This is a genomic window from Cupriavidus pinatubonensis, from assembly GCF_019602855.1.
Classification (GTDB): Bacteria; Pseudomonadota; Gammaproteobacteria; order Burkholderiales; family Burkholderiaceae; genus Cupriavidus; species Cupriavidus pinatubonensis.
This window is the reverse complement of record NZ_CP080767.1, coordinates 2,359,394-2,374,724: the sequence shown is the minus strand read 5'-3', so window position 1 is coordinate 2,374,724 and position 15,331 is coordinate 2,359,394. Positions and strand designations below refer to the sequence as shown.

The window sequence follows — 15,331 nt, the reverse complement described above, 5'->3', positions numbered from 1 at the left end:
TCCAAGGGCCGTTCGTTGGGCTCCCAAGAGTTGTTTGCGATCCGCTAACCGGTCAAGCCGTGTCGCGGAAGGTTGAATAACCCGCTGAACTCCGGCATACCCGGAGAAAAGTGAGCGTCCCATGATGCAGCAGTATCAGAGCAATTCGTATCTCTTCGGCGGCAACGCCCCGTACGTTGAAGAGCTGTACGAAGCCTATCTCCAGAACCCCACTTCGGTTCCCGACAACTGGCGCGCGTATTTCGACGCGATGCAGAACGTCCCGGCCGTCGATGGTTCCAATTCGCGTGACGTTCCGCACGCTCCCATCGTTGCCTCGTTCGCCGAGCGCGCCAAAGCAGGCCCCATCAAGACCATCGTTGCCTCGGCCGATTCCGACATGGGTCGCAAGCGTGTCGCTGCCACCCAGCTGATCGCCGCCTACCGCAACATTGGGTCGCACTGGGCCGACCTGGACCCGCTCAAGCGCCAGGAGCGTCCGCCCCTTCCGGATCTGGACCCGGCTTTCTACGGCTTCTCCGAAGCTGATCTCGACATCGTCTTCAATGCCAGCAATACCTACTTTGGCAAGGAGTCGATGAGCCTGCGCGAGTTGCTGAACAACCTGCGCGAAACCTACTGCGGCACCATCGGCGCCGAATTCATGTATGTGAGCGACCAGGCGCAGAAGCGCTGGTGGCAGGAGCGCCTGGAATCCACGCGTTCCAAGCCGGTGTTCACGCTGGAAAAGAAGAAGCACATCCTGGACCGCCTGACCGCGGCCGAAGGCCTGGAGCGCTTCCTCCACACCAAGTACGTCGGCCAGAAGCGCTTCTCGCTCGAAGGTGGCGAGAGCTTCATCGCGGCCATGGACGAGCTGATCCAGGAAGCGGGCAGCAAGGGCGTGCAGGAAATCGTGATCGGCATGGCCCACCGCGGCCGCCTGAACGTGCTGGTCAATACGCTGGGCAAGATGCCGGCTGATCTGTTCGCCGAATTCGAAGGCAAGCACGTCGACGACCTGCCGGCCGGTGACGTCAAGTACCACAAGGGTTTCTCGAGCGATGTCTCGACGCAAGGCGGCCCGGTTCACCTGTCGCTCGCGTTCAACCCGTCGCACCTGGAAATCGTCAACCCGGTGGTCGAGGGCTCGTCCAAGGCGCGCCAGGAGCGCCGCGGCGACGCCGGCCACAAGGAAGTGCTGCCGGTGCAAGTGCACGGCGACGCGGCCTTTGCCGGCCAGGGCGTGGTGATGGAGACGCTGAACCTCGCGCAGACCCGCGGCTACGGCACGGGCGGCTCGATGCACATCGTCATCAACAACCAGATCGGTTTCACGACTTCGGACCCGCGCGACGCCCGTTCGACGCTGTACTGCACGGACGTGGTCAAGATGATCGAGGCGCCGGTGCTGCACGTGAACGGCGACGATCCTGAAGCCGTGGTGTACGCCATGCAGCTCGCCGTTGATTTCCGCATGGAATTCAACAAGGACGTCGTGGTCGACATCATCTGCTTCCGCAAGCTGGGCCACAACGAGCAGGACACTCCGGCTGTCACGCAGCCGCTGATGTACAAGAAGATCAGCCAGCATCCGGGCACGCGCAAGCTGTACGCCGACAAGCTGGTCGCGCAGAACCTGGTTCCGGCCGACTTCGGTGACCAGAAGGTCAAGGAATACCGCGCCGCGATGGACGCCGGCAAGCATACCTCCGACCCCGTCCTGTCGAACTTCAAGAACAAGTTCGCCGTGGACTGGATGCCGTTCCTGAACCGCAAGTGGACCGATGCTGCCGACACTGCCGTGCCGGTGACCGAGCTGAAACGCCTGGCCGAGCGCATCACCACCACGCCTGAGACGCTGAAGCTGCACCCGCTGGTGGAGAAGGTCGTCAAGGACCGCGCCAACATGGGTCGCGGCGATCAGCCGCTGGACTGGGGCATGGGTGAACACCTGGCCTTCGCCTCGCTGGTGGCATCGGGCTATCCCGTGCGTATCACCGGCCAGGACGCCGGCCGCGGCACCTTCACGCACCGCCACGCCGTGCTGCACGACCAGGCCCGTGAGCGCTGGGATGCCGGCTCGTATGTGCCGCTGCAGAACGTGTCGGAAAACCAGGCACCGTTCACCGTGATTGATTCGGTGCTGTCGGAAGAAGCCGTGCTCGGCTTCGAATACGGCTACTCGGCTGCCGAACCGAACGCGATGGTGATCTGGGAAGCCCAATTCGGTGACTTCGTCAACGGCGCGCAGGTCGTGATCGACCAGTTCATCTCGTCGGGTGAAGTGAAGTGGGGCCGTGCCTCGGGCCTGACGCTGATGCTGCCGCACGGCTACGAAGGCCAGGGTCCGGAACACAGCTCGGCACGTATCGAGCGCTTCCTGCAACTCTGCGCGGACCACAACATGCAGGTCTGCCAGCCGACCACGCCGGCCCAGATCTTCCACCTGCTGCGTCGCCAGATGATCCGTCTGTTCCGCAAGCCGCTGGTGATCATGACGCCGAAGTCGCTGCTGCGTAACAAGGACGCCGTCTCGCCGCTGTCCGACCTGGCCAAGGGTCACTTCGAAACGGTCATCCCCGACCACGAGGAACTGAACGCCAGCAAGGTCAAGCGCGTGATCATGTGCTCGGGCAAGGTCTACTACGACCTGGTCAACACGCGCAAGGAACGCGAGGCGAACGACACCGCGATCATCCGCGTGGAACAGCTGTATCCGTTCCCGCACAAGGCGCTGGCCACGGAGCTCAAGAAGTACCCGAACGCCAACGAAATCCTGTGGTGCCAGGACGAGCCCCAGAACCAGGGTGCCTGGTTCTTCGTGCAGCACTACATCATGGAAAACATGACGGAAGGCCAGAAGCTCGGTTATGCCGGTCGTCCCGCCTCCGCTTCGCCGGCAGTGGGCTACTACGCAAAGCACAACGAGCAACAGAAGGCGCTGCTGGACGCGGCGTTCTCGAAGCTCAAGGGCTTTGTCCTGACCAAGTAAATGTGGCAGCACGGCGGCGCTCGCAGGTGACCGCCGTGTTCTTTCCTGCCTGAAGAACAAAACGCATACACGAGGAATTCACAACCATGGCTATTGTTGACGTCAAGGTTCCGCAACTGTCCGAATCGGTCGCCGAAGCGACCATGCTGAACTGGAAGAAGAAGCCTGGCGAAGCCGTCGCCCAGGACGAGATCCTGATCGAGATCGAGACCGACAAGGTCGTGCTGGAAGTGCCGGCACCGTCGGCCGGCGTGCTGTCGCAGATCATCAAGAACGACGGCGACACCGTCGTGGCCGATGAACTGATCGCCAAGATCGACACCGAAGCCACCGCTGGCGCTGCGGCTCCCGCCGCCGCCGCACCGGCTCCGGCCGCTGCCGCACCGGCTGCTGCCGCCGCTGCTGCGCCGGCCGCCGCTGGCGCAGTCGCCATGCCGTCGGCTGCCAAGCTGATGGCCGAAGCCGGCCTGTCGGCTGGCCAGGTCGCCGGCACCGGCAAGGATGGCCGCATCACCAAGGGCGACGTGCTGGGCGCTTCGGCTGCTCCGGCACCCGCACCGGCCGCCAAGGCGGCGCCGGCACCCGCCGCCGCCAAGCCGGCCCTGCCGCAAGTTGCTGCCAATGTGGACTTCGCCGCGCTGGGCGACCGTCCGGAAGAGCGCGTGCCGATGAGCCGCCTGCGCGCCCGTATCGCCGAGCGCCTGGTGCAGTCGCAATCGACCAACGCCATCCTCACCACCTTCAATGAAGTGAACATGAAGCCGGTGATGGATCTGCGCAACAAGTACAAGGACCGCTTCGAGAAGGAACACGGCGTGAAGCTCGGCTTCATGTCGTTCTTCGTGAAGGCCGCTGTCCACGCGCTGAAGAAGTACCCGGTCATCAACGCGTCGGTCGACGGCAACGACATCGTTTACCACGGTTACTTCGACATCGGTATCGCTGTCGGCTCGCCGCGTGGCCTGGTGGTGCCGATTCTGCGCAACGCCGACCAGATGAGCCTGGCCGACATCGAGAAGAAGATCGCCGAGTTCGGCGCCAAGGCCCGCGACGGCAAGCTGTCGCTGGAAGAACTGACCGGCGGTACGTTCTCAATCTCGAACGGCGGCACGTTCGGTTCGATGCTGTCGACTCCGATCATCAACCCGCCGCAATCGGCCATCCTGGGCGTGCACGCGACCAAGGATCGCGCCGTGGTGGAAGACGGCCAGATCGTGATCCGTCCGATGAACTACCTGGCCATGTCGTATGACCACCGCATCATCGATGGCCGCGAAGCCGTGCTGGGCCTGGTGGCGATGAAGGAAGCGCTGGAAGATCCGGCCCGCCTGCTGCTGGACCTGTAAGAACCGGTTTCCCCGCGCGCTGCCGCAATCGGTCGCGCGGGGCGTGTTCCCAGTGTTGAGGGAGTGCCGGCACAAGCTGCTGTCGGCGCCCAGAAAGGAATTTCCATGAGCAAACAATTCGACGTGCTGGTGATCGGCGCCGGCCCCGGCGGCTATATCGCCGCTATCCGTGCCGGCCAGCTCGGCCTGAACGTGGCGTGCTGCGAAGGCAACGCCTACGACGATCCCAAGAACGAACCGCGCCTGGGCGGCACCTGCCTGAACGTGGGTTGCATTCCCTCGAAGGCGCTGCTGGCTTCTTCGGAAGAATTCGAGAACGCCCAGCACCATCTGGCCGACCACGGCATTACCGTGGGCGACGTCAAGGTCGACGTGTCCAAGATGCTCAAGCGCAAGGACGACATCGTCGGCAAGATGACCAAGGGCATCGAGTTCCTGTTCCGCAAGAACAAGGTGACGCTGCTCAAGGGCTACGGCAAGTTCGTCGGCAAGACCGCCGAGGGCTTCCAGGTCGAGGTCGCCGGTGAAGTCGTGACCGCAAAGCAAGTCATCATCGCTACTGGTTCGAAGGCTCGCCATCTTCCGGGTATCACGGTCGACAACGACCTGGTCAGCGATAACGAAGGCGCGCTCAAGTTCCCAGCAGTGCCGAAGAAGCTGGGCGTGATCGGCGCCGGCGTGATCGGCCTGGAGCTGGGCTCGGTGTGGCGCCGTCTCGGTGCTGAAGTGACCGTGCTGGAAGCGCTGCCCGCATTCCTGGGTGCCGCTGACGAAGGCGTGGCCAAGGAAGCGCAGAAGCAGCTGACCAAGCAGGGCCTGAAGTTCAGCCTCGGCGTGAAGGTTGACGAAGTGACGACCGGCAAGAGCGGCGTGACCGTCAAGTACACCGACAAGGATGGCGCTGCCCAGACGCTGGAAGTCGATCGCCTGATCGTGTCGGTCGGCCGCGTCCCGAACACCGACAACCTGGGCCTGGAAGCTGTCGGCCTGGCCGCTGATCAGCGCGGCTTCATCGAAGTCGACGATCACTGCGCAACCAAGGTGCCGGGCCTGTGGGCCATCGGCGACGTGGTGCGTGGCCCGATGCTCGCCCACAAGGCCGAGGACGAAGGCGTGGCTGTGGCCGAGCGCATCGCCGGCCAGAAGCCGCACATCGACTACAACTGCATTCCGTGGGTGATCTACACCTTCCCGGAAATCGCATGGGTGGGCAAGACCGAAGCACAGCTCAAGGCCGAAGGCCGCGAGTTCAAGGCTGGCCAGTTCCCGTTCATGGCCAATGGCCGTGCACTCGGCATGGGTCATCCGGAAGGCTTCGTCAAGATGCTGGCCGATGCCAAGACCGACGAGATCCTGGGCGTGCACATCGTCGCCGCCAACGCGTCGGACCTGATCGCCGAGGCCGTTGTGGCGATGGAGTTCAAGGCGGCGAGCGAAGATATCGGCCGCGTCTGCCATCCGCACCCGTCGATGTCGGAAGTCATGCGCGAAGCCGCGCTGGCCGTCGACAAGCGTCAGCTCAATATGTAAGGCCTTTGCCTGCATTTGCCTGAGCACCGGCGCGCCGCAACAGCGGCGCGCCGTTTTCACTTGCAAACCATGCCGGATCGAAACGGTGCCGGGCATGGCCGCGAAGGGCGTATTGGTGCCTTTCGCGCGCAGTCCAGAACGAAGCAGCCAGCATGAACGTCAGCGAGTACTACGAGAAGGAACTGAAGGAGCGCGGCTACCATTCCGACGAGGCGCAGTTGCGCGCCGTGGCGCGCCTGCAGCAGTGCTACGACGAATGGGTGGCCTACAAGAGCCGGCGCAGCAATGCCATTCGCAAGCTGCTGGTGCACCCGGAAGTACCCAAGGGCGTGTACATGTGGGGCGGGGTGGGGCGTGGGAAGTCCTTCCTGATGGACAGCTTCTATACGTGCGTCCCGGTCGTGCGCAAGACCCGCCTGCACTTCCATGAGTTCATGCGCGAAGTGCATCGCCAGCTCGAAGAGCTGCGTGGCCGTCCCGATCCGCTGGACGAACTGGCCAAACGGATCGCCCGGCGCTACCGTCTGATCTGCTTCGACGAGTTCCACGTCAGTGACGTCGCGGATGCCATGATGCTGCACCGGCTGCTGCAACAGATGTTCGAGAATGGCGTGCAGTTCGTCATGACGTCCAATTACCGCCCGGACCTGCTGTACCCGGACGGCCTGCACCGTGACCGCGTGTTGCCCGCCATTGCGTTGCTCCAGCAGAAGCTGGACGTGCTCAATGTCGATGCCGGGATCGACTATCGCAAGCGCGCACTGGAACAGGTCGAGGCGTATCACACGCCGCTCGATGCCAAGGCCAACTCGGCGCTGCGCGATGCCTTTACGTCCATCGCGGGCGTGGCCGATGAGTCGCCGGTACTGCATATCGAACACCGCGAACTGCGTGCTCTGCGCAAGGCGAATGGCGTGGTCTGGTTCGACTTTGCGACGCTGTGTGGGGGCCCGCGCTCGCAGAACGACTACCTGGAGCTGGCATCCCAGTTCCACACTGTTATTTTGTCCGATGTTCCGCGCATGACGCCGCGGATGTCGTCGGAAGCCCGTCGTTTCACATGGCTGATCGACGTATTCTACGACCACAAGGTCAAGCTGCTGATGTCCGCTGAAGTGCCTGCGGATGAGCTTTACGTCGAAGGTCAGATGGCCAGCGAATTCCACCGTACGGTCTCGCGCATTATCGAGATGCAGTCCCGCGAGTACCTGGAATCCGAACGGCGCACTATGGATACCTCGCTCACCTGAGCGTTGCGGCCGGATTAGCGAAGGCAGCCGGCCATTATTGACCTATATCAAGGCCGATTTGGAGATCGGCATATACCCTCCAACGGGTAAAAAAAGATCTCCATGTCCGCCCCACACGCCAACCTCCTTGCGGACCCTCCGTCGTCCGCCCTCCAGAACGCTTCCGTCAAGCGCACGGCGCCGGCCGCGCGGTCGGCGTGTTTCCATTGTGGGCAGCCAGTGCCCGCGGGCCAGGCGTTGGCCGAGGAGATGGCCGGCCAGCGGCGCGTATTTTGCTGTGGCGGATGCCAGACCCTGGCACGCACGCTTCATTCCGCCGGCTTTGCCCATCTCTATGGGGACGAGGCACGCTTTGCCCGTCCCATCGATGACTCCGCCAGGCGGGAATCCGAACCGGTCTGGGCGGCCTACGATACGCCTGAACTTCGCAGCCAGTTCGTGCGCCCGCTTGAAGGCGGCCGCGCCGAGATCACGCTGGCGCCCGAAAGCATCCGTTGCGCGGCCTGCGCCTGGCTGATCGAGCAGCATCTGGGGCGCTTGCCTGGCGTGGAATCCACGATCGCAAACGTGGCGACGCGCCGCGTCGTTGTGCGATGGCGCGATGCGGAGCAGACGGTTTCCGGCCTGCTGGCCGCATTGGCCGAGATCGGCTACGTAGCATGGCCGTTCGAGGTCTCCCGCAGCGACGAGGCTGACCGTCGTGCGCGTCGCAGCCTGCTGATGCGTATGGCCGTAGCCATGCTCGGCATGATGCAGGTGATGATGTACGCGTGGCCGATCTACACGCACGAGGCCACGATTGACCCCGGCATGCTGCAATTGATGCGCTGGGCCAGCCTGGCCCTGACGTTGCCGGTCGTCTTCTATTCGGCATCGCCGATCTTCTCGGGTGCCCGGCGCAGCCTGCGCCAGCGGCATCTAGGCATGGATGTGCCGGTCGCTATCGGCGTTGCCGCCGGGTTTGTGGCCAGCACCGTGGCGACAGTGCGCGGTGTTGGCGAGGTGTATTTCGATTCTGTGACGATGTTCGTCGCCTTCCTGCTGGCCGCGCGCTATCTGGAGTTGCGTGTACGGCAAGCCTCGCGCAGCGGCGCCGAAATGCTGGCGCGCCAGTTGCCGGCGACATGCGAGCGGCTTGGTGCGGAAGGCGCGGCGCCGGAGCGGGTACCGGTCGCGCGCCTTCAGCACGGAGATCGCATCCGGGTCAGGGCGGGGGAAATCATTCCCGCCGACGGCACGATCGTATCGGGCGCGAGTGAACTTGACGAATCCATGCTGACCGGTGAAAGCCGGCCCGTGCATCGCACCGTGGGCGACATGGCGCTGGCGGGGTGCTACAACACCGCCAGCCCCCTGGAAATCGCGGTGGATCACGTTGGCGCTGGCACGCGGCTGGCCGAGATCGTGGCCGTGCTTGATCGCGCGCTGGCGGAGAAGCCGCGCCTTGCGGCATTGGCTGACCGTGTCGCTGGCTGGTTCGTGGCCACGTTGCTCGTGCTGGCTGCGTTGACCGGCGTGGTATGGGCGCTCTGGATTGACCCTTCAAGGGCCCTGCTGGTCACCGTCGCGGTGCTGGTCGTCAGCTGCCCGTGCGCGCTTTCCCTTGCCACGCCGGCTGCGCTGGCTGCAGCGGGTGCCGCGCTGTCGCGACGCGGCCTGTTGCTCACGCGGTCACATGCGCTGGAGACGCTGGCAGGCGTGACGGATGTCGTGCTGGACAAGACTGGCACCTTGACCGAAGGATGCTTTGCGCTGACGGGGCAACAGACGCTCGGGCCCAAGCCTGCGGCCCAATGCCTGGCGCTGGCGGCTGCCATGGAGGCGGGCAGTGAACATCCGATAGGGCGGGCGCTGGTTAGCGCCGCTGGCAGCGCTGGTGTCGATATCGGCGGCGCGTCCATGGCCACCGTACGCAATGTGCCGGGGCAGGGGGTCGAGGCTCAAATGCAGGGCAAGCGCTTTCGACTCGGGCGCACCGCCTTTGTGGCCGGAATCCGCAATGTAAACGGTAAGGAGCAGATCAAAGAAGCAGACACCGTTTCGGTTCCAGGGTCGACGCAGGTATGGCTCGGCGATGAAGCGGGCATGCTGGCTGTCTTCGCATTGTCCGACAAGGCGCGCGAATCGACGCCGCAACTGCTGGAGGCACTGAGCCGACATGGGGCGCGTTGCCACCTGGTCAGCGGCGACAGCGCCGAGACCGTGCAATGGTGGGCGTCGCGCTTCGGTATGGATCACGCCATCGGCGCCGTATCACCGGAAGGCAAGCGCGACTATGTCGCGAAGCTTCAGCGCAAGGGCGCCGTTGTGCTGGCGGTCGGCGATGGCATCAACGACGCGCCAGTACTTGCGCAGGCGCAGGTGTCTATCGCCATCGGTAGCGGCGCTCCGCTTGCACAGGCAGGTGCCGATGCAGTCCTGACCCACGGCAACGTCGCCGACATCGCGCACGCGCTTGCGCTGGCGCGTCAGACCCGCCGCGTGGTGCGGCAAAACCTTGGCTGGGCCTTCTTCTACAACGTGGTTGCCATTCCGCTGGCAGCCACGGGCGTTGTCACGGCGTGGATGGCAGGGATCGGCATGTCGGTGTCGTCGCTGCTGGTGGTGGCCAATGCCTGGCGCCTTTTGCGCGCGGGCAGAAACGGAGTCTAGGAGTCTGGGAATGGAAACGCTGTACCTGTTGGTCCCAATGAGCCTGGTCCTTGTCGTGGTCATCGCCGGTGCCTTGTGGTGGGCGCTGCACGCCGGGCAGTACGACGATCTGGACCGGCCGGGAGAGGCCATTCTGCTGGACAACGACAAGCCTTGAACCGGGGCCACGGACTTGCCATGTGGAGATAGGTTCAGGGGCAACCTCCGCAACTTGATAAAGATCAACGCGGCAAGAGCGTTGCTTCCATACAGTCACAGTGTCAATCGGTTTATTCTTCTTTCTGTGGGGGTCTGAATGGATGTCTCAGCCGCGTCTTCACGCGTCGACACCTTCAATTACGGCGTCGTAAGACAGTTCGCTGTCATGACGGTAGTCTGGGGGATCGTCGGCATGGCCGTCGGCGTGCTGCTCGCAGCGCAGCTGATCTGGCCGGATCTTAACTTCAACACGCCGTGGCTATCGTTCGGTCGGTTGCGACCGCTGCATACCAATGCGGTGATCTTTGCTTTCGGCGGCAGCGCGTTGTTCGCGACCTCGTACTACGTGGTCCAGCGTACTTGCCAGGCTCGCCTGTTCTGCGGCCCGCTCGCCGCCTTCACGTTCTGGGGCTGGCAACTGGTGATCGTCGCGGCTGCCATCACGCTGCCGCTGGGCATCACCAGCTCGAAGGAATACGCCGAACTCGAATGGCCGATTGATCTGCTGATCACGGCCGTCTGGGTCGCCTACGCCATCGTGTTTTTCGGCACCATCGTCAAGCGCAAGACCCGGCATATCTACGTCGCTAACTGGTTCTTCGGCGCGTACATCCTGACCATCGCGATCCTGCATATCGTCAACAACATCGAGATGCCGGTGTCGATGTGGAAGTCCTATTCCGCCTATGCCGGTGTGCAGGACGCGATGATCCAGTGGTGGTACGGCCATAACGCCGTGGGCTTTTTCCTGACCACCAGCTTCCTGGGCATGATGTACTACTTCATCCCGAAGCAGGCCGAACGGCCGATCTACTCGTATCGCCTGTCGATCGTCCACTTTTGGGCGCTGAATTTCACGTACATGTGGGCTGGCCCGCACCACCTGCAGTACACCTCGCTGCCTGACTGGGCACAGTCGCTGGGCATGGTGTTCTCGCTGATCCTGCTGGCGCCGTCGTGGGGCGGCATGATCAACGGCATCATGACGCTGTCGGGCGCCTGGCACAAACTGCGTACCGATCCGATCCTGAAGTTCCTGGTGGTGGCGCTGTCGTTCTACGGCATGGCCACGTTCGAAGGCTCGATGATGTCGATCAAGACCGTCAACGCGCTCTCGCACTACACGGACTGGACCATTGGCCACGTGCACTCGGGCGCGCTAGGCTGGGTCGCGATGATCTCCATCGGCTCGCTCTACTACCTGATTCCGCGCCTGTTCGGCGAGAAGCAGATGTACAGCGTGCGGCTGATCGAATGGCATTTCTGGATCGCGACCATCGGCGTGGTGCTCTATATCGCCTCGATGTGGATTGCCGGTGTGATGGAAGGCCTGATGTGGCGCGCCACGCAGCCTGACGGCACGCTGACCTACGCGTTCGTTGAAGCGGTCAAGGCCAAGTATCCGTTCTACCTGATCCGTCTGCTTGGTGGCATCTGCTTCCTGTCCGGCATGCTGCTGATGGCCTACAACGTCGCGAAAACCATCATCGGCAAGCGCGCGGTGGATGCACCGATTCCGGTCAGCATTCCTGCCTCCGCTCACTGATTCATCAGGATAGAAACGATGTCCGCAAAACAAAGCTTCTTTTCCCACGAAACGCTGGAGAAGAACATCGGCTGGCTGATTGTCTGCACGATCCTGGTGGTGAGCATCGCCGGCCTGGTGCAGATCGTGCCGCTGTTCTTCCAGCATTCCACGACCAAGCCCGATGTCGGGATCAAGCCGTACTCTCCGCTTCGGCTGATGGGCCGCGATATCTACATCCGCGAAGGCTGCGTCGGCTGCCACTCGCAGCAGGTGCGTACGCTGCAGGCCGAAACCGAGCGTTATGGCCATTTCTCGACGGCGGGCGAGTCGGTCTACGACCACCCGTTCCTGTGGGGCTCCAAGCGTACCGGTCCTGACCTCGCGCGCGTCGGCGGCCGCTATTCCGACGACTGGCAGCGCATCCACCTGCGCAATCCGCGTGACGTGGTGCCGGAATCGGTGATGCCGTCCTACCCGTGGCTCGAGACAGCGCAATTGCCGACCAACGACGTCCAGGCCCGCATGCGCGCGCTGGTTCGCCTTGGGGTGCCATACACCGAGGCCGAAATCGCCAAGGCGCCCGAGGAAATCAAGGGCAAGACCGAAGAGGATGCGCTGGTCGCGTACCTCCAGGGCCTGGGCACCAATCGTCGCAACGTACGTGTGGAAGCGGCCCCTGCCGCGCCTGCAAAGGAGTAAGCCATGGCGATGCTGACTGCGTTTTTCACGGTCGTGTCGATGGTCGTGTTCCTCGGGATCTGCTGGTGGGCCTGGTCGAAAGGCCGGCAGGCCGCCAACCAAGAGTCCGCGATGCTCCCGTTCGCACTGCCTGACGAGATCCACACAACACCGAGCCGGAATACCTAGTCATGAGCGATTTCTTTTCCGATTACTGGAGTTACTACATCGCTGCCATCGCGCTGGTCGGGATCGTGTGGTGCGTGTGGCTGCTGTTCTCCCAACGCAAGGTCACCAAGGTCGCCAACGGCGGCGATGACACTGGCCATGTCTGGGACGGCGATCTGCGTGAACTGAACAACCCCTTGCCACGCTGGTGGATGTGGATGTTTCTGCTGGCCTGCATCTTTGGCCTGGTCTACCTTGTCCTTTATCCGGGGCTGGGCTCCTATGCCGGTGTGCTGAAGTTCTCCACGCAAGGGGAACTGGCTGCGAACCAGCAGGCGCAGGAGAAGCTGCAGCACGATATCTATGCCAAGTACCTGAACATGGATATCAAGAAAGTGGCGGCGGACCCGCAGGCACGCGAGATCGGCCAGCGTCTGTTCCTGAACTACTGCGCGCAATGCCATGGCTCGGACGCGCGTGGCAGCCGCGGTTTCCCGAACCTGACGGATCATGACTGGCTCTATGGTGGGGAACCCGAAACGATCCAGCAGACCATCACCAAGGGCCGCAATGGTGTGATGCCGCCGTTTGCGTCGACCATCGACGGCAAGCTGGCCGGTGACGTTGCGCAGTACGTGCGTTCGTTGTCGGGCCTGTCGTCCGATCCGATCCGTGCATCACGTGGCGAGAGTACCTTCAAGTCCACCTGTGCGGCATGCCATGGCGCGACCGGCAAGGGCAACCAGGCGCTCGGCGCACCGAATCTTTCCGACAATGTGTGGCTGTACGGCAGCTCGGAAGGCAGCATCGTCGAGGCGATCCTGAAGGGCCACAACAACCACATGCCGGCGCACGAGGAAATCCTGACTCCGGAGCGCATCCGCATGCTGACGGCCTACGTCTGGGGCCTTTCGAATACCGGAGGCGCAGGGCAATGATCACAGACTCAGGCCCGGGGCGCGCCATATTGCATAAGGGGGGGCGCCCATGAATGCACCCGGGACAGAATCGCTGGCCCGGACGGCTGGCCCGCAAGGGCCGGCGTCGGCGCCTGTCGATACCTCCGACGAGACGCTCTACGAGGTTCGCCGCAAGATCTATCCGCGCTCGGTGACGGGGGCGTTCTCCAACTGGCGGGTCTGGATGGTTCTCCTGACCCAGCTCATCTACTACGGCACGCCCTGGCTGCAATGGAATGGCAGACAGGCCGTGCTGTTCGACCTTGGCGCGCGCAAGTTCTACATCTTTGGACTGGTGCTCTGGCCGCAGGACGTCATCTACCTGGCCGTCCTGCTGGTGATCTCCGCGCTATCGCTGTTCCTCTTCACTGCGCTTGCCGGGCGGCTCTTCTGTGGCTACGCATGTCCGCAGACGGTCTACACCGAGATATTCATGTGGATCGAGCGGCATGTCGAAGGCGATCGCTTCGCTCGGATCCGGCTCGATGGCGATCCGTGGAGCGTGCGCAAGTTCCGGCTCAAGGCCACGAAGCACTTCCTGTGGGTGGTGGTCGCGCTGTGGACAGGATTCACGTTCATCGGCTACTTCGCGCCGATCCGCGACCTTGGCAGTCAGGTGCTTGCCTTCTCGCTAGGGCCGTGGCAGGCATTCTGGATGCTCTTTTACGCGTTCGCCACGTGGGGCAACGCTGGCTTCATGCGCGAACAGGTCTGCAAGTACATGTGCCCGTATGCGCGGTTCCAGAGCGTGATGGTCGATCGCGATACCTATGTGGTGACGTACGACGTCGGTCGCGGCGAGCCGCGCGGCAGCCGGTCGCGCAAGGTGGACCACCATCAGGCGGGACTCGGGGACTGCGTCAATTGCAGCATCTGCGTGCAGGTGTGCCCGACGGGCATCGATATCCGCGACGGACTGCAGTACGAGTGCATCGGCTGCGGCGCCTGCATCGATGCGTGCAACCAGGTCATGGACAAGATGGATTACCCGCGCGGGCTGATCCGCTACACGTCCGAAAACGCGATGCGCAAGGCGCTGTCCGCAGCGGTTGCGCGCAAGCGTCTGGTGCGTCCGCGGGTCATCATCTACTCGGTCATCTGGCTGGTACTGGTGGCGGGCTTCGCAGCCTCGCTTGCGCTGCGCACGCCGTTGAAGGTCGACATCATTCGCGATCGTGGTGCGCTGGGCCGGGAAGTGGATGGACGCTGGATCGAGAACGTTTATCGCTTGCAGCTCATCAACACGACTGAGGCGCCTATGCGTATCAGCGTGCGTGCTGAAAGCGATGACCTGAAGAACCTGACCGTCGAATACGATCCGGATGCGCAGGCCCTGGCGCCGACCTCGAACAAGCTGGTGCCGATCCGGATCCGCGTGCCGATCGATGATGCCGCGCAGGGTACGCACAAGATCAGCGTGACAGTGACCAGCGAAGGTACGGGGCAGGGTAGTGCGCAAATCAGGCAATCTACCAGTTTCATCGTGCCGCGCAATTTGTAAAGCTAAAGGCGGTTGCAGCGCATCGGCGCTGTGCCGCACCAACCGCGAGCGCCCGGACAAGGCGCAGACGAAGGGGGCAAGACGATGCAAGAGGGCAATCCGTGGTGGAAGGAGCCGTGGCCGTGGCTGCTGATGAGCGGCCCGTTGCTGGCGATGGTGGCTTGCGGCGTAACGATCTGGCTGGCTTCCGCGAATCCCGACCGGCCTGTGGTCGAAGGTGTCGCACGCCATGGTCTGGTGGTCGAAAAGGTAGGGGCTTCCTCGGGTGGTGCCAAGGCGCCCCAAGCGAGGCAGCCATGAGGCTGCGCTGGCTGATGTGGGTACTGTGGCCAGCGTTCCTGATGGCCGGCGTAGCGACGGCGACGGTGTTTTCCGTGGTCGATCCCGGTGACCTGAATTTCTTCGGCCAGCCCATCGAGGCTTCACGCGAGGCCGTCTACACGATCGGATTCCTGCTCGCGTGGGTCTTCTGCGCGTTGTCCAGCGGCTTGACGCTGTACACGATGCCGACGAAGCTCAGCGAAACGGACGAACTGGAGTAAAAGGG

At 63.2% G+C, this 15,331-nt stretch carries 13 protein-coding genes; all 13 read left to right on the top strand.

Annotated features, from left to right (window positions below):
* Positions 1–121 precede the first annotated feature (121 nt).
* The 13 genes from K2O51_RS23655 to K2O51_RS23595 all read left to right on the top strand — a co-directional run bounded on the left by K2O51_RS23655 (position 122) and on the right by K2O51_RS23595 (position 15,326).
* The gene (locus K2O51_RS23655) at positions 122–2,974 is read left to right on the top strand and encodes a 2-oxoglutarate dehydrogenase E1 component (protein ID WP_011298209.1); all 2,853 of its coding nucleotides are present in this window, start codon (positions 122–124) and stop codon (positions 2,972–2,974) included.
* An 86-nt stretch (positions 2,975–3,060) separates the two neighbouring features.
* A complete protein-coding gene (gene odhB / locus K2O51_RS23650; RefSeq protein ID WP_011298208.1) occupies positions 3,061–4,320 on the top strand; it encodes a 2-oxoglutarate dehydrogenase complex dihydrolipoyllysine-residue succinyltransferase in 1,260 nt (419 codons plus the stop codon).
* Positions 4,321–4,425: 105 nt separating this feature from the next.
* Entirely contained in the window at positions 4,426–5,850 is a 1,425-nt protein-coding gene (gene lpdA, locus K2O51_RS23645) for a dihydrolipoyl dehydrogenase (protein ID WP_011298207.1), read from the top strand.
* 152 nt (positions 5,851–6,002) lie between these two features.
* Complete coding sequence (gene zapE / locus K2O51_RS23640) at positions 6,003–7,100, top strand: cell division protein ZapE (RefSeq protein WP_011298206.1); 1,098 nt, start codon at positions 6,003–6,005, stop codon at positions 7,098–7,100.
* 102 nt (positions 7,101–7,202) lie between these two features.
* Entirely contained in the window at positions 7,203–9,752 is a 2,550-nt protein-coding gene (locus tag K2O51_RS23635) for a heavy metal translocating P-type ATPase (RefSeq protein WP_220630882.1), read from the top strand.
* A 10-nt stretch (positions 9,753–9,762) separates the two neighbouring features.
* The gene (ccoS, locus tag K2O51_RS23630; RefSeq protein ID WP_011298204.1) at positions 9,763–9,909 is read left to right on the top strand and encodes a cbb3-type cytochrome oxidase assembly protein CcoS; all 147 of its coding nucleotides are present in this window, start codon (positions 9,763–9,765) and stop codon (positions 9,907–9,909) included.
* Between the two features lie 138 nt (positions 9,910–10,047).
* Positions 10,048–11,496 (top strand): cytochrome-c oxidase, cbb3-type subunit I, encoded by a 1,449-nt coding sequence (gene ccoN, locus K2O51_RS23625; RefSeq protein WP_011298203.1) that lies wholly within the window; start codon positions 10,048–10,050, stop codon positions 11,494–11,496.
* Positions 11,497–11,514: 18 nt separating this feature from the next.
* Positions 11,515–12,177: a cytochrome-c oxidase, cbb3-type subunit II gene (gene ccoO, locus K2O51_RS23620; RefSeq protein ID WP_011298202.1), complete on the top strand. Its 663-nt coding sequence runs from the start codon at positions 11,515–11,517 to the stop codon at positions 12,175–12,177.
* 3 nt (positions 12,178–12,180) lie between these two features.
* Positions 12,181–12,345, top strand: coding sequence for a cbb3-type cytochrome oxidase subunit 3 (locus tag K2O51_RS23615; protein ID WP_011298201.1), 165 nt, complete (start codon positions 12,181–12,183; stop codon positions 12,343–12,345).
* 2 nt (positions 12,346–12,347) lie between these two features.
* Positions 12,348–13,262: a cytochrome-c oxidase, cbb3-type subunit III gene (ccoP, locus tag K2O51_RS23610; RefSeq protein WP_220630881.1), complete on the top strand. Its 915-nt coding sequence runs from the start codon at positions 12,348–12,350 to the stop codon at positions 13,260–13,262.
* A 49-nt stretch (positions 13,263–13,311) separates the two neighbouring features.
* Positions 13,312–14,784, top strand: coding sequence for a cytochrome c oxidase accessory protein CcoG (gene ccoG / locus K2O51_RS23605; RefSeq protein ID WP_011298199.1), 1,473 nt, complete (start codon positions 13,312–13,314; stop codon positions 14,782–14,784).
* 84 nt (positions 14,785–14,868) lie between these two features.
* Positions 14,869–15,084: a FixH family protein gene (locus K2O51_RS23600; RefSeq protein ID WP_140950869.1), complete on the top strand. Its 216-nt coding sequence runs from the start codon at positions 14,869–14,871 to the stop codon at positions 15,082–15,084.
* Entirely contained in the window at positions 15,081–15,326 is a 246-nt protein-coding gene (locus K2O51_RS23595) for a hypothetical protein (RefSeq protein ID WP_011298197.1), read from the top strand. Before K2O51_RS23600 ends, K2O51_RS23595 begins: the two co-directional genes overlap by 4 nt.
* Positions 15,327–15,331 lie beyond the last annotated feature (5 nt).